The 20,874-nt window shown below is 61.5% G+C and carries 18 protein-coding genes and 1 pseudogene; 14 read left to right on the top strand and 5 right to left on the bottom strand.

Annotation, left to right across the window (positions count from 1 at the left end):
* A pseudogene (locus ACXRVY_RS03445) lies at nt 1-322 on the top strand (threonine ammonia-lyase, biosynthetic); the annotation flags it as partial.
* A gap of 39 nt (nt 323-361) precedes the next feature.
* Nucleotides 362-787, top strand: coding sequence for a DUF2269 domain-containing protein (locus ACXRVY_RS03440; RefSeq protein ID WP_223456615.1), 426 nt, complete (start codon nt 362-364; stop codon nt 785-787).
* A 120-nt stretch (nt 788-907) separates the two neighbouring features.
* On the opposite strand, the gene ACXRVY_RS03435 is transcribed toward ACXRVY_RS03440, so the two are convergent.
* Entirely contained in the window at nt 908-1,564 is a 657-nt protein-coding gene (locus ACXRVY_RS03435) for a histidinol-phosphatase (protein ID WP_223456617.1), read from the bottom strand.
* 143 nt (nt 1,565-1,707) lie between these two features.
* On the opposite strand from ACXRVY_RS03435, the gene ACXRVY_RS03430 reads away from it, so the two are divergent.
* Nucleotides 1,708-2,187 carry an RNA pyrophosphohydrolase gene (locus tag ACXRVY_RS03430; RefSeq protein ID WP_003229203.1) on the top strand — a complete coding sequence of 160 codons (480 nt, stop codon included), beginning with the start codon at nt 1,708-1,710 and terminating at the stop codon, nt 2,185-2,187.
* A gap of 22 nt (nt 2,188-2,209) precedes the next feature.
* Complete coding sequence (gene ptsP, locus ACXRVY_RS03425; RefSeq protein ID WP_223456619.1) at nt 2,210-4,489, top strand: phosphoenolpyruvate--protein phosphotransferase; 2,280 nt, start codon at nt 2,210-2,212, stop codon at nt 4,487-4,489.
* 131 nt (nt 4,490-4,620) lie between these two features.
* On the opposite strand, the gene ACXRVY_RS03420 is transcribed toward ptsP, so the two are convergent.
* Nucleotides 4,621-5,367: an NRDE family protein gene (locus ACXRVY_RS03420; protein WP_223456621.1), complete on the bottom strand. Its 747-nt coding sequence runs from the start codon at nt 5,365-5,367 to the stop codon at nt 4,621-4,623.
* Nucleotides 5,368-5,500: 133 nt separating this feature from the next.
* Between ACXRVY_RS03420 and ACXRVY_RS03415 the strand changes: the two genes are divergently transcribed.
* The 3 genes from ACXRVY_RS03415 (at nt 5,501) to ACXRVY_RS03405 (ending at nt 8,200) form a co-directional block, all read left to right on the top strand.
* Entirely contained in the window at nt 5,501-6,283 is a 783-nt protein-coding gene (locus ACXRVY_RS03415) for a sulfite exporter TauE/SafE family protein (protein ID WP_218431789.1), read from the top strand.
* 83 nt (nt 6,284-6,366) lie between these two features.
* Nucleotides 6,367-7,179: a prolipoprotein diacylglyceryl transferase gene (gene lgt, locus ACXRVY_RS03410; RefSeq protein ID WP_223456623.1), complete on the top strand. Its 813-nt coding sequence runs from the start codon at nt 6,367-6,369 to the stop codon at nt 7,177-7,179.
* Nucleotides 7,180-7,228: 49 nt separating this feature from the next.
* Complete coding sequence (locus tag ACXRVY_RS03405) at nt 7,229-8,200, top strand: thymidylate synthase (protein WP_223456625.1); 972 nt, start codon at nt 7,229-7,231, stop codon at nt 8,198-8,200.
* 122 nt (nt 8,201-8,322) lie between these two features.
* Here ACXRVY_RS03405 and cadR read toward each other — a convergent pair whose 3' ends face one another.
* The gene (gene cadR, locus ACXRVY_RS03400) at nt 8,323-8,772 is read right to left on the bottom strand and encodes a Cd(II)/Pb(II)-responsive transcriptional regulator (RefSeq protein ID WP_223456627.1); all 450 of its coding nucleotides are present in this window, start codon (nt 8,770-8,772) and stop codon (nt 8,323-8,325) included.
* A 94-nt stretch (nt 8,773-8,866) separates the two neighbouring features.
* Between cadR and ACXRVY_RS03395 the strand changes: the two genes are divergently transcribed.
* The 7 genes from ACXRVY_RS03395 to ACXRVY_RS03365 all read left to right on the top strand — a co-directional run bounded on the left by ACXRVY_RS03395 (nt 8,867) and on the right by ACXRVY_RS03365 (nt 17,940).
* Nucleotides 8,867-11,128 carry a heavy metal translocating P-type ATPase gene (locus tag ACXRVY_RS03395; RefSeq protein ID WP_458237021.1) on the top strand — a complete coding sequence of 754 codons (2,262 nt, stop codon included), beginning with the start codon at nt 8,867-8,869 and terminating at the stop codon, nt 11,126-11,128.
* A gap of 16 nt (nt 11,129-11,144) precedes the next feature.
* On the top strand, nt 11,145-12,008 hold the full coding sequence (locus ACXRVY_RS03390; protein ID WP_223456629.1) for a LysR family transcriptional regulator: 864 nt from the start codon (nt 11,145-11,147) through the stop codon (nt 12,006-12,008).
* Between the two features lie 218 nt (nt 12,009-12,226).
* A complete protein-coding gene (locus tag ACXRVY_RS03385; protein WP_223456630.1) occupies nt 12,227-13,303 on the top strand; it encodes a putative 2-aminoethylphosphonate ABC transporter ATP-binding protein in 1,077 nt (358 codons plus the stop codon).
* On the top strand, nt 13,303-15,027 hold the full coding sequence (locus ACXRVY_RS03380) for a putative 2-aminoethylphosphonate ABC transporter permease subunit (protein ID WP_458237020.1): 1,725 nt from the start codon (nt 13,303-13,305) through the stop codon (nt 15,025-15,027). The genes ACXRVY_RS03385 and ACXRVY_RS03380 overlap by 1 nt, the downstream gene beginning before the upstream one ends.
* Before the next feature lie 39 nt (nt 15,028-15,066).
* The gene (locus ACXRVY_RS03375; RefSeq protein WP_223456632.1) at nt 15,067-16,092 is read left to right on the top strand and encodes a putative 2-aminoethylphosphonate ABC transporter substrate-binding protein; all 1,026 of its coding nucleotides are present in this window, start codon (nt 15,067-15,069) and stop codon (nt 16,090-16,092) included.
* 157 nt (nt 16,093-16,249) lie between these two features.
* Nucleotides 16,250-17,383, top strand: coding sequence for a TIGR03364 family FAD-dependent oxidoreductase (locus tag ACXRVY_RS03370; protein ID WP_223456633.1), 1,134 nt, complete (start codon nt 16,250-16,252; stop codon nt 17,381-17,383).
* Nucleotides 17,383-17,940: a phosphonate degradation HD-domain oxygenase gene (locus ACXRVY_RS03365; protein WP_458237019.1), complete on the top strand. Its 558-nt coding sequence runs from the start codon at nt 17,383-17,385 to the stop codon at nt 17,938-17,940. Before ACXRVY_RS03370 ends, ACXRVY_RS03365 begins: the two co-directional genes overlap by 1 nt.
* A gap of 150 nt (nt 17,941-18,090) precedes the next feature.
* Here the strand turns inward: ACXRVY_RS03365 and ACXRVY_RS03360 are convergent, their stop codons facing one another.
* On the bottom strand, nt 18,091-19,467 hold the full coding sequence (locus ACXRVY_RS03360) for a GTPase/DUF3482 domain-containing protein (RefSeq protein WP_223456636.1): 1,377 nt from the start codon (nt 19,465-19,467) through the stop codon (nt 18,091-18,093).
* Nucleotides 19,460-20,830: a DUF2868 domain-containing protein gene (locus ACXRVY_RS03355; protein ID WP_223456638.1), complete on the bottom strand. Its 1,371-nt coding sequence runs from the start codon at nt 20,828-20,830 to the stop codon at nt 19,460-19,462. The genes ACXRVY_RS03360 and ACXRVY_RS03355 overlap by 8 nt, the downstream gene beginning before the upstream one ends.
* Between the last annotated feature and the right edge of the window lie 44 nt (nt 20,831-20,874).

Here is a 20,874-nt window from a genome sequence, read left to right as displayed (position 1 = left end):
CCTGACCGACAACGAACTGGCCAAGCTGCACATCCGTCATATGGTGGGTGGGCGTGCGGCGCATGTGGTCGATGAAGTGATTCTGCGTTTCGAGTTCCCGGAGCGTCCGGGCGCGCTGTTCAACTTCCTCAACAAGCTGGGCGGGCGCTGGAACATCTCGATGTTCCACTACCGCAACCATGGCGCGGCGGACGGCCGGGTAGTCGCGGGCCTGCAAGTGCCCCACGACGAGCGCCATTTGGTGCCGGCGGCGCTGGAAGAAATCGGCTACCCGTACTGGGACGAAAGCGACAACCCGGCCTATCAGCTGTTTCTTGGCTGAGGGGCTACGCTGATGGGCAGGCAATAAGGAAATCTGACAATGGAAACGTTAACTGCCCTGAAAACGGCGCACATGGTGGCAACTGTTGTACTGCTGGCTTGTGCGCTGGGTCTGGGCGTCTGGGTTTTGCTTGCGCGGCGCAAGGGTGATGCGACGGCGGGAAGCCGCACCCTGCAACGGCCACGTGTATTTGTCTGGTTGTTGATGGGGTTGGCGCTGCTGAGCATGCCGTTTACCGGCTGGTGGATGGTGCATCTGGTGGGCTGGCCATTGGGGCAGACCTGGTTGCTGGCGTCCAGTGTGCTGTACACCGTGGCGGCGCTGGCTTGGTTCTGGTTGCTGGTGCGGCTCGACAAACTGCGCAAGGCGCCGGAGAGCGCGGGTAAATTCACCTTTGCCTTGGCGTTGTTCGGTTTTGTCTGTTTTGTGGCCATTGCCGGTTTAATGGGGGCCAAGCCTGTTTAAGGCTTGAGACCGTGTCGCCCCCATCGCGAGCAAGCTCGCTCCCACAGAGTTTTCTGGTGTTCACTAAATCTGAATTCACTGAAGATCCCTGTGGGAGCGAGCTTGCTCGCGACAGCGGTTTCAGCCGCGCAGACTGATCACCGGCCAACCCCGCTTCTCGGCCTCGACCCGCAGATTCGGATCCGGATCGACCGCAACCGGATGGGTCACTTGCTCCAGCAACGGAAAATCATTCATCGAGTCGCTGTAGAAATAGCTGTCTTCCAGCGTATATCCGGTTTCTTCCAGCCACCGATTCAAGCGCGTCACCTTGCCTTCGCGGAAGCACGGCACATCGGTGCTGCGCCCGGTGTAGCGGCCGTCGACCATCTCGCATTCGGTGGCGATCAGGGTTTCGACGCCCAGGCGCTTGGCAATCGGCCCGGTGACGAAGCGGTTGGTCGCCGTGATGATCACCAGTTTGTCGCCGGCTGAACGGTGTTTGGCCAAAAGGTCGATGGCCTTGGGCAGCACGATCGGTTCGATGCAGTCACGCATGTAATCGCTGTGCCACTGATCCAGCGTGGCCATTTCGGTGCGGCCGAGAACTTCCAGGCAGAAGTTCAGGTAAGCGGCATTATCGAGTTTGCCGGCCAGGTAATCCTGGTAGAACGCATCGTTGCGAGCCTTGTAGGCGACGGCGTCGAGAAAGCCGCGCTCGCATAGGTAATCGCCCCAAGCGTGATCGCTGTCACCGCCCAGAAGGGTGTTGTCCAAATCGAATAAAGCCAGGCGCATCGCAGTTACCCGCTGAAAAGTCAGTAAAAAGGCGACAAGAATACGGTCTTTTCACAAGAGTGCACATAAGGTAGGAACCTTCGTTGCCGCCTTCACAACCTTTGTGGAACAATGCGGCGACATGCGTTTGCGAGGTTGTTGCCGTGATCGACCCCGATGGTTTTCGCCCCAATGTCGGGATCATTCTGACGAATGACGCCGGCCAGGTGCTATGGGCTCGCCGAATCAATCAGGATGCCTGGCAATTTCCGCAGGGGGGAATCAACCCCGAAGAGACGCCGGAAGACGCCTTGTACCGCGAGCTGAACGAAGAAGTGGGCCTTGAACGCGAAGATGTTGAAATTCTCGCCTGCACCCGGGGCTGGTTGCGCTATCGTTTGCCGCAACGTCTGGTACGTACCCACAGCCAGCCGCTGTGCATCGGCCAGAAGCAGAAATGGTTTCTCCTGCGCCTGATCTCCAACGAGCAGCGGGTGCGGATGGATTTGACCGGTAAACCGGAGTTCGATGGCTGGCGCTGGGTCAGCTATTGGTATCCGTTGGGCCAGGTGGTGACATTCAAGCGCGAGGTGTATCGACGCGCTCTCAAAGAGCTTGCCCCGCGCCTTTTAGCGCGCGACTGACGACGGAGTTCGACCCCGAGCCATGCTCAATACGCTGCGCAAGATCGTCCAGGAAGTTAACTCCGCCAAGGATCTCAAGGCGGCGTTGGGGATTATTGTGTTGCGCGTCAAAGAGGCCATGGGCAGTCAGGTCTGCTCGGTCTACCTGCTTGACCCTGAGACCAACCGCTTCGTGCTGATGGCCACCGAGGGCTTGAACAAGCGCTCGATCGGTAAAGTCAGCATGGCACCCAACGAAGGTCTGGTTGGCCTGGTCGGTACGCGCGAAGAACCCCTGAATCTCGAAAACGCTGCGGATCACCCGCGCTACCGCTACTTCGCCGAGACCGGTGAAGAGCGCTTCGCCTCATTCCTCGGGGCACCGATCATTCACCACCGCCGTGTTGTCGGCGTGTTGGTCATCCAGCAAAAAGAGCGCCGCCAGTTCGATGAAGGTGAAGAAGCCTTCCTCGTGACCATGAGCGCGCAGCTCGCCGGCGTTATCGCCCACGCCGAGGCCACCGGTTCGATCCGCGGCCTGGGCCGTCAGGGTAAAGGCATTCAGGAAGCCAAGTTCATCGGCGTGCCGGGTTCGCCGGGTGCGGCGGTCGGTACGGCGGTGGTCATGCTGCCGCCCGCCGATCTGGACGTGGTGCCGGACAAGAACATCACCGACATCGACGCCGAACTCGGTTTGTTCAAGACCGCCATTGAAGGCGTGCGCGCCGACATGCGCACCTTGTCCGCCAAACTCGCCACGCAGCTGCGCCCGGAAGAGCGGGCCTTGTTCGACGTCTACCTGATGATGCTCGACGATGCCGCGCTGGGCAGCGAAGTCACCACCGTGATCAAGACCGGGCAGTGGGCCCAGGGCGCTTTGCGCCAGGTGGTCACCGATCACGTCAACCGTTTCGAATTGATGGACGACGCCTACCTGCGCGAGCGGGCCTCGGACGTCAAGGACCTTGGTCGGCGATTGCTGGCTTACTTGCAGGAAGAGCGTCAGCAAACGCTGGTCTACCCCGACAACACCATTCTGGTCAGCGAAGAACTGACGCCGGCGATGCTCGGCGAGGTGCCGGAGGGCAAGCTGGTCGGCCTGGTGTCGGTGCTCGGCTCAGGCAACTCCCACGTCGCCATCCTCGCCCGCGCCATGGGCATTCCGACCGTGATGGGCCTGGTCGACCTGCCGTATTCCAAGGTCGACGGCATCCAGATGATCGTCGATGGCTACCACGGTGAGGTCTACACCAACCCGAGTGAAGTGCTGCGCAAGCAGTTCGCCGAGGTGGTCGAGGAAGAGAAACAACTGGCCCTCGGGCTCGATGCGCTGCGCGATCTGCCGTGCGTGACAGTCGATGGCCACCGCATGCCACTGTGGGTCAACACCGGTTTGCTGGCGGATGTGGCGCGGGCGCAGAAGCGCGGTGCCGAAGGCGTGGGCCTGTACCGCACCGAAGTGCCGTTCATGATCAACCAGCGTTTCCCGAGCGAAAAGGAACAGCTGGCGATCTACCGCGAACAACTGGCCGCGTTCCACCCGCAACCGGTGACCATGCGCAGCCTGGACATCGGCGGCGACAAGGCGCTGTCGTATTTCCCGATCAAGGAAGATAACCCGTTCCTTGGCTGGCGCGGCATTCGTGTCACCCTCGACCACCCGGAAATCTTCCTGGTGCAGACCCGCGCCATGCTCAAGGCCAGTGAAGGCTTGAATAATCTGCGCATCCTGCTGCCGATGATCTCTGGCACCCATGAGCTCGAAGAGGCCCTGCACCTGATTCACCGTGCCTGGGGTGAAGTACGCGATGAAGGCACCGACGTGCCGATGCCGCCGGTTGGCGTGATGATCGAGATTCCGGCAGCGGTGTATCAGACCAAGGAACTGGCGCGGCAAGTGGACTTCCTTTCGGTCGGTTCCAACGACCTGACCCAGTACCTGCTGGCCGTGGACCGCAACAACCCGCGGGTGGCCGACCTCTACGATTACCTGCACCCGGCAGTGCTTCAGGCGCTGCAGAATGTGGTGCGTGATGCCCATGCCGAAGGCAAGCCAGTGAGTATCTGCGGTGAAATGGCCGGTGATCCGGCGGCGGCCGTGCTGTTGATGGCGATGGGGTTCGACAGTCTGTCGATGAACGCCACCAACCTGCCGAAGGTGAAGTGGATGCTGCGCCAGATCAACCTGAGCAAGGCCAAGGAATTGCTTGCCGAACTGATGACCATCGACAACCCGCAAGTGATTCATAGCTCGTTGCAATTGGCGCTGAAGAACCTCGGGTTGGCGCGGATGATCAATCCGGCAGCGATCAAGCCCCTCTGAAACGCTGACGGCCCCATCGCGAGCAAGCTCGCTCCCACAGTGGGCTTGTGTAGGCTCACTGTTTTGTGAACAACACAAAACTCTGTGGGAGCGAGCTTGCTCGCGATGGGGCCAGTCCAGGTAACACAAAACTAAAGCCTGATCTCCACTTCCCCAAGATGCCCGCCATGCGGCCCGAAACTGTGTTCGACCATATGCCGCGCCCCATCCGCCTGCACAATCAACGCCGTACTCGCCCGCGTTCCATAACTCTGACTGGCAATGAACACGCTCGACAGCAACGTCTCGGTGGCCAGCCCCACTCCGGTATCCGGCAACTCGGCAAGCGGTGCGGTCTGCGCATCGCTCAATAACGCCAACAGCGCCTGAGGCTGCGGATCATCCAGCACCTCGCTCAACGCCGCCTTGGCCTTGAGCAACTTCGGCCACGGCGTATCCAGCCCGGCATTGGATAACCCGTAGATCCCCGGGGCCAACATCACCGCTGCTGGTTCCCGGGCGTTGAAGTGCCAGAGTTCATTGGCATTGCCGACCAACAGGTTAAAACCACCATATTCCTGCGAACGTTCGACAACGTCGGCTAAATAGTCGTCAATTGATATTTCMCCGGTTAGAAAACGCGCGACCAGCTCCCCACGAGATTTTCGCCCTGGTGGTCGATTGGGATCTCGGATATTGGTCAGCGCCGCAAAACGTCCGTTGGCACCGACACCGAGCCAGGTGCCACCGGCCTCGAGGTCGCGCCCCGCATGTACGTGCGGCGCTTCGGGCCATGGCGCCAGAGGCAGGCTGGGGCGGGCGTAGAACTCATCGCGATTGGCCGCCACGACCAGCGGCTGGGCATGACCCGGACGCCAGGCAAAAACAATCAGGCACATAAGGCTGTCCTTGTGTGTTTTTTGCTCACTCTACGCAGACATCGCTCATCGATCCATCGCCTTGCGCAGTGGAGCTTGAGGCCATGCATCCGTTACCATGCCGCTCCGGTTTTGGGATGCGGGCGAGACAACCATGGAATTTCTGCTCTATCTGGCGCTCGGCGCCTGTGCAGGTGTACTCGCCGGGCTGTTTGGCGTGGGCGGCGGGATCATCATCGTCCCGGTGCTGGTGTTCAGCTTCAAGGCCCAAGGGTTCGATCCGTCGATCCTCACGCACCTGGCAGTGGGCACCTCCCTGGCGACGATCATCTTTACCTCGGTCAACGCGGTACGTGAGCATCACCGCCGTGGAGCCGTGCGTTGGCCGATCTTCATGTGGATGACCGTCGGCATTCTGGTCGGTGCCGGATTCGGCGCGCTGACGGCGGAAGCGATTTCCGGCCCTAACCTGCAGAAACTCATTGGTGTGTTTGCCCTGGTGATCGCCGCTCAGTTGGCGCTGGAGGTTAAACCCAAGGCCAGCCGAACCGTGCCGGGCAAACTCGGTCTGACCGTGGCCGGTAGCGCGATTGGCTGGGCTTCGGCGATTTTCGGCATTGGTGGAGGTTCGCTGACCGTGCCATTCCTGACCTGGCGCAGTGTGCCGATGCAGCAAGCCGTGGCTACTTCGTCGGCCTGCGGTCTGCCGATTGCCCTGGCCAGTGCATTAAGTTTCATGATTCTGGGCTGGCACGATCCGTTGCTCCCGGCCCATAGTCTCGGTTTCATTTATTTGCCGGCGTTGCTGGGCATTGCCCTGACCAGCATGGTGTTCGCCCGCTTGGGCGCGCGATTGGCTCACAGGTTGTCGCCAAAGTTGCTGAAACGGCTGTTTGCCGCTTTGCTGTTCTGCGTCGGTCTGAACTTCCTGCTCTGACCGGCAGCGCAATCCTGGCTTAATCCTGAGGTGGCAGCGTCGCCCGGGAATTTTTAAGATTTGAACTCTAACGAGGAGTCGCAATGCTGCCTTACCCGCAGATCGACCCGGTGGCCCTGGCCATCGGTCCGCTGAAAATCCACTGGTACGGTCTGATGTACCTGATCGGCATCGGCGGCGCCTGGCTGCTGGCGTCCCGCCGCTTGAACCGTTTCGACCCGACCTGGACCAGGGAGAAACTCTCCGACATGGTGTTCTGGATGTCGATGGGGGTGATCGTCGGCGGGCGACTGGGTTACGTGCTGTTCTACGATCTGAGCGCTTATCTGGCCAACCCGACGCTGATTTTCGAAGTGTGGAAGGGCGGCATGTCATTCCACGGCGGTTTCATCGGTGTGATGCTGGCGGCGTTGTGGTTCGGTAAAAAGAACAGCAAGTCGTTCTTCCAGCTGATGGATTTCGTTGCGCCGATGGTGCCGATTGGCCTGGGTGCCGGTCGTATCGGCAACTTCATCAATGCCGAGCTGTGGGGCAAGCCGACCGACGTGCCGTGGGCAATGATCTTCCCGCCGTTCAGCGACCCGGCGCAGTTGCCTCGTCACCCGTCGCAGCTGTACCAGTTCGCCCTTGAAGGCGTGGCGCTGTTCCTGATCCTCTGGCTGTTCTCGCGCAAGCCACGGCCGACCATGGCGGTCTCGGGGATGTTCGCGCTGTTCTATGGCATCTTCCGTTTCATCGTCGAGTTCGTCCGTGTACCGGACGCGCAACTGGGCTATCTGGCCTGGAACTGGCTGACCATGGGCCAGGTGCTGTGCGTGCCGATGATCGTCGGCGGGTTGTTCCTGATCTGGCTGGCCTATCACCGCACTCCGGCGACTCCAGCGGCAGCAGTATAAAATTCGAACCCCGGGGCTTCGGTCCCGGGTTCAAGGACACAGGTAACTCATGAAGCAATATCTCGAACTGGTTGCCCACGTCATCAAGAACGGCACCAAGCAGGCCAACCGCACCGGCGTGAACACCATCAGTTTTCCCGGTGCGATGCTGCGTTATGACCTGCAGGAAGGTTTTCCGGCGATCACCACGCGCAAGATGGCGTTCAAATCGGCCATCGGCGAAATGTGCGGATTCCTGCGTGGCGTGAACAACGCTGCCGAATTCCGTGAGTTGGGCTGCAAGGTCTGGGACCAGAACGCCAATGAAAACGCCCAGTGGCTGGCCAACCCGTTCCGCCAGGGCGAAGACGACCTTGGCGAAATCTACGGTGTGCAATGGCGCAAATGGCCGGCGTACAAGCAGATTCCGGTCAGCAACCCGGCCGCCATCGAGCAGACCCTGAAGCAAGGCTACCGCCAGATCGCCGAAGGCTCCGATGCCGGTCAGGCCTACGTGGTGCTGTACAAGGCCATCGATCAGGTCCGCCAGTGCGTAGACACCATCATCAATGACCCGGGCAGCCGTCGCATCCTGTTCCATGGCTGGAACTGCGCCCAGCTCGATGAAATGGCCTTGCCGCCGTGCCACCTGCTGTACCAGTTCCACCCGAATGTCGAGACCAGGGAGATTTCCCTGACCCTCTACATCCGCTCCAACGACCTGGGCCTGGGCACGCCGTTCAACCTCACCGAAGGTGCTGCGCTGCTGAGCCTCATCGGTCGCCTGACCGGCTACACGCCGCGCTGGTTCACCTATTTCATCGGTGATGCCCACGTCTACGAAAACCACCTGGACATGCTCAACGAACAGCTCAAGCGCGAGCCRTTCCCGATGCCGAAACTGGTGATTTCCGAGCGTGTGCCGGAGTTTGCCAAGACGGGYGTGTATCAGCCGGAGTGGCTGGAGCTGGTGGAACCGGGCGATTTCTCCCTGGAAGGCTACGAGCACCACGCACCGATGACCGCGCCGATGGCGGTCTGAAAAACCACCACCGACCCTGTGGGAGCGAGCTTGCTCGCGATAGCGGTTTGTCAGTCACATCAATGTTGAATGTGCCGCCGTCATCGCGAGCAAGCTCGCTCCCACAGGGTTTTGCGGTGTGCTTAGTGGCCGTGACTGCGGCCCACATGGGAATGCTCCACCTCCGTCGTCACAACCCCGCCACTCACTTCCAGCCGCTGCAAAATCCCGCATTGATCGATACCCGGCCCCTCGTCGCAGCGTTGGCGCAGGTCGAGCAGTTGCGTCTGCAAGGCCAGCAAGCCGTCGATCCGCGCCCTGACGTGGTGGATGTGCTCGTCGATCAGTGAGTTTACGCTTTCGCACTGATCTTGCGGGCTGTCGCGAAACGCCAGCAGGCTGCGGATTTCTTCAAGCGTCATGTCGAGGGTGCGACAGTTGCGGATGAAGGTCAGGCGCTCGGCGTGGGCCTGGGTATAGACGCGATAATTGCCGTCACTGCGGGCCGGTTCCGGCAGCAGGCTCTCGCGCTCGTAGTAGCGGATCGTTTCCACGGCACAGTCCGTGAGCTTTGCCAACTCTCCAATTTTCATGACGACAATCTCCAAAACTCCAAAATGGGTGCTTGACCCTATAGTGGCTACAGGGTCTTTACTTGGCAACAGGCACTCTATATGGACACAACCAATGAGCGATTCCCTGCACTCCCGCAAACCCGGGGCTGAACACGAGCACAGCGACAAGCTCAAGCCCGTGCAAAAACATGGCCACGGTGGTCACGGCGACGCCTGTTGCTCATCTAAAGCGGCAGCGCCTGCGTTTGTAAAACTGAGCGAATCGCCGACGCCCGGGGCTCGACTGAGCAGTTTTCGCATCGAAGCGATGGACTGTCCAACCGAACAGACGCTGATCCAGAACAAGCTAAGCAAACTGACCGGTGTGCAGCAGCTGGAGTTCAATCTGATTAATCGGGTGCTCGGCGTGACCCACGATTTGCCTGGTATCGAGCCGATCGTCGAGGCCATCAAGTCCTTGGGCATGCAGGCCGAGCCGCTGGATCAAGGTGCTGACACCCCGGCGCCGGCGCTCCAGAAAAAGCCATGGTGGCCCTTGGCACTGTCTGGTGTTGGTGCATTGCTGGCAGAAGTTATTCACTTCACCGGTTCCGCGCCGAACTGGGTGGTGGCGGCTATCGCGCTGGTCTCGATCCTCAGCGGTGGTCTCGGCACTTACAAAAAAGGCTGGATCGCCCTTAAAAACCGCAACCTGAACATCAACGCGCTGATGAGCATTGCCGTGACCGGCGCGGTGCTGATCGGCCAGTGGCCGGAAGCGGCAATGGTGATGTTCCTGTTCACCGTGGCCGAGTTGATCGAAGCCAAGTCCCTTGATCGTGCGCGTAATGCCATCGGCGGCCTGATGCAGATGACCCCGGACACGGCAACGGTGTTGCAGAATGACGGGAACTGGCTAGAGCAGGATGTCAAAAGCATCGGGCTCGGTGCGCGGGTACGGGTTCGTCCCGGCGAGYGCATCGGCCTGGATGGCGAAGTGCTGTCTGGTCGCTCAACCATCGATCAGGCGCCAATCACCGGTGAAAGCTTGCCGGTGGAAAAAACCATCGGCGACAAAGTATTCGCCGGCACCATCAATCAGGCCGGATCCCTGGAATATGAAGTAACCGCTGCGGCCGACAACTCGACCCTGGCGCGCATCATCCACGCGGTCGAGCAGGCCCAAGGGGCGCGGGCGCCGACCCAGCGTTTCGTCGACAGTTTCTCGAAAGTCTATACCCCGGCGGTGTTCGTCCTGGCACTGGCCGTGGCGGTGATCCCGCCAATGTTCATGGGCGAGTTGTGGTTCGACTGGATCTACCGGGCGCTGGTGCTGCTGGTGGTGKCCTGTCCGTGTGCGCTGGTGATTTCCACGCCGGTGACCATCGTCAGCGGCCTCGCGGCGGCGGCGCGCAAAGGCATCCTGGTCAAGGGCGGCGTCTATCTGGAGGGCGGTTACAAGCTCGACTACCTGGCCCTGGACAAGACAGGCACCATCACCCACGGCAAACCGGTGCAGACCGATTACCTGTCGCTGGACCCGACCGCCGATGAGTCGGCGCCTGCCATAGCCGCCGCGCTGGCCAGGCGCTCGGATCACCCGGTTTCTCAGGCCATTGCCAAAGCGGCTGTGGATAACCAGACCGCGACGCTGATTGTGGATAACTTCGAAGCGCTGGGCGGGCGCGGTGTGCGCGGCGAGATCAACGGTCAGCTCTACCATTTGGGCAACCATCGCCTGGTGGAGGATCTGGGTTTGTGTTCGCCGGCGCTGGAAGAAAAGCTGTTTGCCCTGGAAAAGCAGGGCAAGTCGGTGGTGCTGCTGCTTGATCAGTCCGGGCCATTGGCGCTGTTCGCCGTCGCCGATACGGTGAAAGCGTCCAGCCGCGAAGCCATCCGGCAATTGCATGACCTGGGTATCAAAACCCTGATGCTCACGGGCGATAACGTCCACACTGCGCAAGCCATTGCCGCGCAAGTCGGCATCGACGAGGCCAAGGGAGACCTGTTGCCAGGCGACAAATTGCAGGCTATCGAGGCTCTTTATGCCCAAGGGCATCGGGTCGGCATGGTCGGCGATGGCATCAACGACGCCCCGGCGCTGGCGCGTTCCGAGATCGGTTTCGCCATGGCCGCCGCAGGCACCGATACCGCGATTGAAACTGCCGATGTCGCCCTGATGGACGACGATCTGCGCAAGATTCCGGCATTCATTGGCCTTTCGCGACGGACATCGAGCATCCTCAAACAGAACATCGCCCTGGCTTTGGTCATCAAGGCGATCTTTCTTGGGGTAACCTTCGCCGGGGTCGCTACCATGTGGATGGCCGTGTTCGCCGACATGGGGGTGAGTTTGCTGGTGGTGTTCAACGGTTTGCGCCTGCTGCGCAAGTAAAGGATGAGGGACGGTTGTGCTGAGTGCCGAGCTGAAGGCGTTTTACATGGTGGCCCGCCTGGGCAGCATTACCCAGGCTGCAAAAAAGCTTGGCCTGAGCCAGCCAACGGTGACGACGCAGATCCGCAACCTCGAAAGTCAATATTCGGTCGAGCTGTTCTACCGTGGTGGCCGGCGTCTCAGTGTCAGCGAAGAGGGCGCGCGGCTGTTACCGATGGTCAAGGCACTGATGCAACAGGAGGCCGACATCGAGTTTTTCCTGCGTAACTGCGGCCAGGTCCAGGGCACATTGCGCATTGCCGCCACGGCGCCGTATTACATCCTCGACCTGGTGAAAACATTCCGCGAACGTCTGCCGCAAGTGGAGGTGTCGGTGGAAATCGGTAACTCCCAGCAGGTGCTTGAAGCGCTGGAGGATTATCGGGTCGATGTCGCGGCGTCGTCGCAGTTGCTCGATGACGCGCGGCTGATTCGCCGGGTGCTCGGCAGCGATCCGCTGGTGCTGGCGGTGCATCGCAATCATCCGCTGGCGGTTCACGATCACGTTTCGCTCAGTGCATTGGCCGGGCATACCCTGCTGATGCGCGAACCGGGTTCGACCACCCGTCGCCTGACCGAAGAATTGCTGGCCAGCGCCGGCGTGTGTTTCGGCCCGCTGCTGGAAATCGGCAGCCGCGAATCGATCCGCGAAGCGGTACTGCGCAATATCGGTATCAGCATCATTGCCCGCCAGGAAGTGCCCCATGATCCGCAGCTGCGGGTACTGACCATCGAGAGTGCGCCGCAGATTCCCGAGTATCTGTACTGCCTCAGGGAGCGCAAAGGCGCGCGGCTGCCGGCGGCGTTTCTGGGATTGGCGCAGGAAATGGCCCCGGCCTGAGATCTTTTGCCTGTCCAGGCCTCATCGCGAGCAGGCTCGCTCCTACAGTTGACCGCATTCCCCTGTAGGAGCGAGCCTGCTCGCGATGGCGGTAGATCAGTCAGCACAGGAATAACCAAAAATCCCGAATACCACTATCGGCAGTTTTTGCCTTACTGCCACATGACGGACTCATTACAACTCTAGGATGGCCCCCATCTGCCAGATGAGGTCCGTCCATGAACAACCCGATCGCAACTGCCCTGACCAACCCCGGCGCACCGATGAAGGTGCGCGGCGTGCAGAAGCGCTTTGGCGCCTTCACGGCGCTGGATAATGTTTCCCTCGACGTGGCGGCCGGTGAGCTGGTGTGTCTGCTCGGCCCGTCGGGCTGTGGCAAGACCACCTTGCTGCGCTGCATCGCCGGTCTGGAGAAGCAGGACAGCGGCGAGTTGTACTTGGGTGATCGCGACGTTTCCCACTTGGCACCCCAGGCGCGGGACTACGGCATTCTGTTCCAGTCCTACGCGTTGTTCCCCAATCTCACCGTCGAAGCGAACATTGCCTACGGCCTCGCCGGCAATGGTCGCGACCAGATTCGCCAGCGCGTCGGTCAGATGCTGGAGCTGGTCGGCCTGAGCGGCAGCGAGAAAAAGTACCCCGGCCAATTGTCCGGCGGCCAGCAGCAGCGGGTTGCACTGGCTCGTGCCTTGGCCCCGGCCCCTTCGCTGTTGCTGCTGGACGAACCGATGTCGGCCCTCGATGCCCGGGTGCGCGAGCATCTGTGCACCGAATTGCGCCAACTGCAACGCAACCTCGGCATCACCACCCTGATGGTCACCCACAATCAGGACGAGGCCATGCTGATGGCCGACCGTATCGCCGTGATGAACAACGGCAAGGTCGAGCAGTACGCCACGCCGCAGGAAATCTACAACCGTCCGGCCACGCCGTTCGTGGCGGAGTTCGTCGGCCAGGGCAACTGGTTGCCGTTCCAGCGCAGCAGCGACAGCCACGCCCAGGTCGGCGGGCTGAGCATGCGTCTGGCCGATGGCGGCGCCAAGACCGCGTCGGGCCGATTGTTCTGCCGTCCGGAAGCGATCAACGTCAACCCGCTGGTGCACGAGGAAAACCTGTTCCCGGCCAAGGTTCGTGAAATCACCTTCCTCGGCAACCGCTGCCGCATGAGCTTCGAACTCGATCAATTGCCGGGCCACGCGCTGTTGGCGGAACTGGCGCCGGAAGCCATGCCGCGCCTTGGCGCCCAGCAGATCATGGTCGCGTTGCCGCCGCGCAGCCTGCAGGTGTTTGCCTGATGAGCGCGAACATCGCGCTGCCGTTGCCGCACAAGCAGGTTCGGCAGACCACTCGCGCCGAGGTCGGTGACCGGTTGTTCGTGGTCGGCGGCAAAGTCCTTCTGCTGGTGTTGTTGGGTGTTGCCGTATTGATGCCGTTGCTGGCGATCTTCTGGCGCGGTTTCAGCGCCGAAGCCGGGCAGGGCGGTGGTTGGATTGCCGCCAAGGAACTAGTGACCAGCGAGAACTTCCATTGGTTGCTCGGTAACAGCCTGAAGGTTTCTCTCAGTGTCGCGGCCATTGTCGTACCGCTGGCTTACCTGTTTGCCTACGCCCTGCAACGCACCTTGATTCCGGCTAAAGGCATCTGGCGTGGCATTTCGTTGCTGCCATTGATGGCGCCATCAATGCTGCCCGGCATCGCGCTGGTTTACCTGTTCGGCAACCAGGGTATGTTGCGTGGCCTGCTCTCGGACAACATCTACGGCTTCTGGGGCATTGTGCTCGGCGAAGTCATCTACACCTTCCCGCACGCCTTGATGATTCTGCTGTCAGCCCTGTCCCTGGCCGATGCGCGACTGTTCGATGCCGCTTCCAGCATGGGCGCAAGTCATGCGAAAGCTTTCCGCAGCATCACCTGGCCGGCGACTCGTCAGGCCGTGTTCGCCGCGTTCTGCCTGGTGTTCACCCTGACCATCACCGATTTCGGTGTGCCAGTGGTGGTCGGTGGCGACTATCAGGTGCTGGCGCTGGAGGCCTACAAGGCGGTGGTCGGCCAGCAACAGTTCGGTCGTGGTGCCTTGATCGGCATGGTGTTGTTGCTGCCGGCGCTGCTCAGCTTTGGCGTCGATGCCTGGTTGCGTCGTCGTCACGGAGACTCCATGAGCGGTCGCGCCCAAGTGTTCAAGCCCGCGCCGTCGAAGCTGCGCGACGGTTGCTACCTGGCCATCGTCCTGCTGATCTGCGCCGCGTTGCTGCTGGTGTTCGGCATGGCGGTGTTCTCGTCCCTGGTGAAGTTCTGGCCGTACAACCTGTCGCTGTCGCTCAACCACTATCAGTTCAATGAAACCGCCGGCGGTGGCTGGCTGGCCTACGGCAACAGCCTGAAGATGGCCTTGGGCACGGCGCTGATCGGCAGCCTGCTGATCTTCACCGGTGCGTACCTGATGGAAAAAACCAAGGGGCAGCGCGGCCTGAACCTGACCTTGCGCATGCTCAGTTTCGTACCGATGGCGGTGCCGGGCCTGGTGTTGGGGTTGGGTTACGTCTTCTTCTTCAATCTCACCGGCAACCCGCTGCATGTGCTCTACGGGACGATGACCCTGCTGATCGTCTGCACCATTGCGCACTATTTGACCACCGCGCAAATGACTGCCACCACGGCGCTGCGTCAACTCGATGCCGAATTCGAAGCGGCTGCGCTGTCGCTCAAGGCGCCGCTATATCGCCACTACCTGCGAGTCACCGTGCCGATTTGCCTGCCGGCGCTGCTGGACATCGTGCGCTACCTGTTCGTCTCGGCCATGACCACTGTTTCGGCGGCGATCTTCCTCTACAGCCCCGACACCATCCTCGCGGCGGTGGCGGTGCTGAACATGGACGACGCCGGCAACGTCGGTGGCGCGGCAGCGATGTCGACCCTGATCCTGATTACCTCGGCGGGCGTGTCCCTGCTGCTGGCTTGGGCCTCGCGCGGTTTGCTGCGCCRCTCCCAGGCATGGCGGCAGACCGCGCCCGGTCATTGAATCTGCACAACCCCTCAACTCAAAAAACAGGAAAAGATCATGTTCAAGCCTATGGCCCTGGCCGCCGCTGTCCTCACCGCTTTCAGCCTGAACGCCTTTGCGGCGAAAACCGAGTTGACGGTGTACACCGCCCTCGAAGCCGAACAACTGAAGACCTACAAAGAGGCTTTCGAGAAGGCCAACCCGGACGTCGAAATCAAGTGGGTGCGTGACTCCACCGGCATCATCACCGCCAAACTGCTGGCCGAAAAAGCCCGTCCACAGGCGGATGCTGTGTGGGGTCTGGCCGCTTCCAGCCTGGCGATCCTCGATCAGCAAGGCATGCTGCAAAGCTATGCACCGAAGGATCTGGGCAAGATCGGCGCGAACTACCGCGACGCTGCCAACCCGCCAGCCTGGGTCGGCATGGACGTCTGGGCCGCAACCATCTGCTTCAACACCGTCGAAGCCGAGAAGCAGGGCCTGACCAAACCCGTGAGCTGGCAGGACCTGACCAAGCCTGAGTACAAAGGCAAGATTGTCATGCCGAACCCTGCATCGTCCGGTACCGGTTTCCTCGACGTCAGCGCCTGGCTGCAAACCTTCGGCGAGAAGCAGGGTTGGGCGTACATGGACGGCCTGCACCAGAACATCGGCCAATACGTTCACTCCGGTTCCAAGCCTTGCAAACTGGCGGCGGCTGGCGAATTCCCGATCGGTATTTCCTTCGAGTACCCGGCTGTTCAACTGAAGCGCCAGGGCGCACCGCTGGACATCATCCTGCCGAAGGAAGGCCTGGGCTGGGAGATCGAAGCGACTGCCGTGATCAAGGGCACTGCCCACGAGGAAGCGGCGAAGAAACTGGCTGACTTCTCCGCGAGCCCTGAGGCGATGGAGCTCTATAAAGAAAACTTTGCCGTACTCGCCCAGCCTGGCATCGCCAAGCCACAGAGCGAACTGCCAGCCGACTACGAACAGCGCCTGATCAAGAACGACTTCGCCTGGGCTTCGAAGAACCGCGACGAAATCCTCACCGAATGGCGCAAGCGCTATGACGGCAAGTCCGAGAAAGTGGCGGCCAAGTAAGATCTTTATCGACTGACAGGGCCCCTTCGTCGGAACGCCGCCCGGACCAAGCCCGCTCCCACAGGTCCTGTGGCGGTCACAAAATTTGTGCCCACCACAAATCACTGTGGGAGCGAGCTTGCTCGCGATTGCGGTCTTGAATTCAGGACAATTCGTCATGACACAACACAACGACATGCTGATCGTCGGCGCCGGCATCCTGGGTTTGTCCCACGCGTATGCCGCCGCCAAGCGCGGTCTCAAGGTCACGGTTTTCGAGCGCAGCGAAACGCCCCTTGGCGCTTCGGTGCGTAACTTCGGCCAGGCACTGGTCACCGGCCAACCGCCGGGGCCGATGCTGGAGCTGGCCCGGGCCAGTCGCGAAATCTGGGGCGACTGGGCGCAACTCGCCGGCCTGCAACTCAAGCGCAATGGCTCGTACCTGTTCGCCCGCACCGAAGCAGAAGAACAGTTGCTGGAAGCCTTCTGTGACGGCCGCGCCGTAGAGCACGGCTACCGTGTCGATCTGCTGCACGGTGCTGCATTGCGCGATTTGTACGGCGGCCAGTTCCGCCATCATCGCGCGGCGTTGCACGGCATGGACGACCAGCAACTGTATTCCCGCGAAGCGATTCCGGCGCTGATCGACTTCCTGCGCCGCGACCTGGGCGTCGAGTTTCACTTCTCTACCCTGGTGCGCGATATCGAGCCGGGTCGCCTGTACAGCACCGCCGGCAGCTTCAGTGCCGAGCAGATCATCGTCTGTTCCGGCCACGATTATCAGACCTTGCTGGCCGAACAGATCGCCGAACTCGACCCGCAAATCTGCCGCCTGCAAATGCTCCGCGCCCGACCGCAAATCAACCTGAACCTGCAACATGCATTACTCACCGGTTTGAGTTGCGTGCACTACGGCGCCTTCGCTGACTTGCCGGAAGCTGCAGCGGTGCAGGCCGAGATTCTGCGACACGCGCCGCACCTGCACGAAAACGGCATCCACTTGCTGATCAGCCCGACGCCCTATGGCGAGCTGATCATTGGCGACTCGCACCATTACGGCAGCGATCCATCGCCCTTCAATGCCGAGCGGGTCGACGACTGGATGATCGAATTGGCCGAGCAGACCCTGGGCTGCAAGGTGCAAGTGGTCGAACGCTGGCAGGGTGTCTATGGTTCACGGGGCCCGGGGCCCTTCTCGTTCCTGCGCCCGGCAAAAGGCCTGGGCGTGGCATTGATGCACACTGGTGTCGGCATGAGCGTCGGGCCGGCGATGGCCGAGCGAAACGTCGCCACGGTACTGGAGGAAATCTGATGGAACGCAATAAGCAAGTGATTGCCGAGGTGTTCGGTTTGTACGAGCGCTTTGGCGACAGCGACTACATCGGCGAGCCGGTGTCGCAGATCGAGCACATGTCCCAGGCGGCGCAACTGGCCATGGACGAAGGCTTCGACGATGAAGTGATTTTAGCGGCGTTCTTCCACGACATCGGGCATATCTGCACTGAAAGCGCGGAGAACATGGGTGGCTTCGGTGTGGTCAGCCATGAGCGCCTCGGCGCCGACTACTTGCGCCAGGCCGGTTTCAGCGAGCGCATGGCGCGGCTGGTCGAGTATCACGTTCAGGCCAAGCGTTATCTGACACTAAAGGAGCCTGGCTACTACGAGCGCCTGAGCGAAGCCAGTCGTCAAACCCTGGAATATCAGGGCGGGGTGATGACGGCTGTAGAGGCAGAGGCGTTCGAGCAGGACCCGCTGTGTGCCGTGAGTTTGYGCATGCGCCAGTGGGATGAATTGGCGAAAGAGATGCATGTGCCGGTGATTGATCTGGCAGTGTTGAAGGGCAAAGCGGTGCGGCTGTTGGCTGCATAAAGCCTTTGAACCGAGGCGCGGCCATCGCGAGCAAGCTCGCTCCCACATTGGATCTGTGTCTGGACACAGATTGATGTCCCAGCACAAAACCCTGTGGGAGCGAGCTTGCTCGCGATGGCGTCAGCCCAGGCAACACAAGTGTTCCTGCCTCTACAGCTGTTGTGCCAGAACCTCCACCTGCTCCTGCCGCTCCGCCTGATTCAATTTGGGATGAGGATTGAGCGACGACCACTGCGGATGCGCCCGCGCCTTGTTCAAAGCCTCGGGCAGCTTGCCTTCGCGCCAGCTCTTGTCCAGGGGTGTGGCCACCTGGATGCTGTCCATCGCCGCATGCCCACGGGCATTGAGTGCTTGCAGCAATTGCCGCTGGCGCAGCGCCAACAGCCGCAGCACATTGTCATCCACCGTCAGTTCGCGCTGGCCCTTGAGCTTGCCGAGCAAGCGACTGCCATAACTGCGTGCGGTTTGCAGGGCGCCGCCGGCAATCGCTCCGGCCAATGCCGCTGCGCCTAGCGTGATGCCACCGACCAGCAGATCAACCCCGGCCCCGGCGGCAGCACCCGCGGCGATACCGCCACCGACCCGCACGCCCAGTTGTTTCAGGGTTTCCGGATTGAACAAATCGTCGCCCCAACGACCGTCGAGCAGCGGCAAATCACCCGCAGCGGCATCCTGTGGGCGGAAGGCGTACAGCTTGAGCAGGGCCTCGACGCAACGCTGCTCGCGCTGGCGCACGGCTTTGCGCAGTTCGCTGATCGCCTGTTGTTCCTGCTCGGTGTCACTGACCACGCTGCGCCGGCAAGCTGCGCAATCGATCAGCAATTCGGCAATCAATCGCTCTGCGCTTTGTTGGCGAGCCAGACGTTGGGCTTGCTGATCGGCGATCAGGCGTTCCAGTTGTGGCCGCGCGGTTTCCAGCAGCAGGGCGAGACTTTCATAGAGTCGGCGTTCGCCATCCTCTGGCGGCGCGACGCTATCGAAACGCACCAGGGCATGCAGGCCCAGCCGCGCCAGCGCTTCACGCCATGCTGGCTCGCGGTGGTTGGCGCTGCTGACGAAGTTCAGCACCGGCAGCAAGGGTTTGCCGCAATTGGCCAGTACTTCCAGCTCGTCGCGATACTTGGCCAGCACCGGCTCCCGGGCATCGATCACATAGAGCCCGGCGTCCGACGCCAGCAACTGGCGCAGCACTTTGGCCTCCTGTTCGAAGCGTTGTCGGGCTTCGCTACCCTCAAGGAAACGCGTCAGGCGTGCCGGGCCGTCGAGGCGTTCGCCGGGACGCTCCAGGCGTTCGAGGTAATCGAGCAGGGCGATGGCGTCTTCCAGTCCGGGGGTGTCATAAAGGTCGAGCAACGGCTCGCCGTCCACCGACAATCGTGCGCCCTCGACATGCCGCGTGGTGCTGGGGCGATGGGACACTTCACCGAAGCCGACGTCGCGGGTCAGGGTGCGCAGCAACGAGGTTTTACCGACGTTGGTGTGGCCGACCACGGCGAGTTTCAGAGGCTGTTTCCAGGTGTCAGTCATGACCCGTCTCCAGCCAGTTCATCGGTGCACAATCGGCAAACGGCAGCTCAAGCTGTTGCAGCGCCACGTGCCAGTCGCCGAGGCGTTCGGCGTCCAGCGCTTCGCCGGGGGGCGCCTGCAACAACCACACGCGGGTGGCGCTGGCGCTGCGGGCCAGTTCGGCAATCAAGGCCAGGCTGCCGCGATCCGGCGAACGCCGTGGATCGCACGCAATGGCCAGGCGCGCCGGGGGAAAGCGGCTCAGTTGTTCGAGGAGTTTGTGCCGCGATTCGCGGCTGTCGAGGATGCCGGCGTTGCTCACGTTTTTCGGCAATTGCGGTGGCCACGGGCGCTGGTCGTCCAGCTCGATGGCGACCAGTAACGCGCCGTCGCTTTGCTGTTCAGTCACGCCGCTTTCCACGCGATGCAGCTGCGCGGGTGCCACATCGCTGACGCCGAGGCGCTCGCTGGTGGGCATCAAGCGTTCGCGCAGTTGTGCGTAACCGGGCAGGTTCAAATCCAGACGCAGCGCCGTTTGCCCGGTCTTCCAGCGCCACAGGCAAAACAGCGCCAGCAGCAGGCGCGGCACAACGCCGTAGACCAGCAAGACGCCGACCAGCCACGCGGCCCAGGCCTGGCGGGCACTTTCGATGTTCAGTGCGGCATCGCCACTGGCGCGGATCATTTCCTCGGTCGGTACGCTGAAGCCGAGCAGGGCCGGTAGCACGCCAAGCGCCTGAGTGACGGCGATAAAAGTGTCGGCACTGAGGATCGTGGTTTCCCAGACGAAGCCGTAGCGCCGGGTCGCCATCAACATCAGCAGGATCACCAAGGCGCTGATCATCGCCAGCAACCACAGGCTGTTGACCAGCACACCGATGGCCCAGCGATTGAGTTTCTGGCGTTGCAGCAACAGGAGCAGGGCCGGAGCCAGTTGCGCGGCTTTGGCGTCACGCGCGAGTTTTTCGCTGAGCCACAGCCACGGGCGTGCGAGGCTGGCGCCTTGTTCACCGGCGAACACCAGTCCCAGGGCCCAGCTCAGCAGCAGGATCAGATTGAGCCCGAGCAGGCTGCCCAAGGCCCAGAACACATTCACCGGGTGCAGGCCGTCGCCCAGTGCAGCAAAGGCCAGGCCGGCGCCGCTGACCACGGCCAGCACCGCCATGACAATCAGCGCCAGTCTCGCACCTTGCAGCCAGTGTTTGAGGGCCGTAGCCAGGCCATCGCGTTCAGCCAGCCATAGGGCCCGGCGTTGAATGCGCGACGGCAAATCGCCGCCGGCGCTGCGGGCCAGTCGGTTGGCTTCAAGGTCTTCCAGAGGACCTGCGTGTTCTTCGCGCAGTCGAATGGTTTCTGTCAGCCAGAGGGTATTGAGTTCAGTCACGCGGCATCCCGTCGCTTAATTGAGCTGTGAGCATAACCGCTGTG

The organism is Pseudomonas sp. P5_A2_2, assembly GCF_054177685.1.
This window is presented reverse-complemented; position numbering and strand designations above follow the sequence as displayed.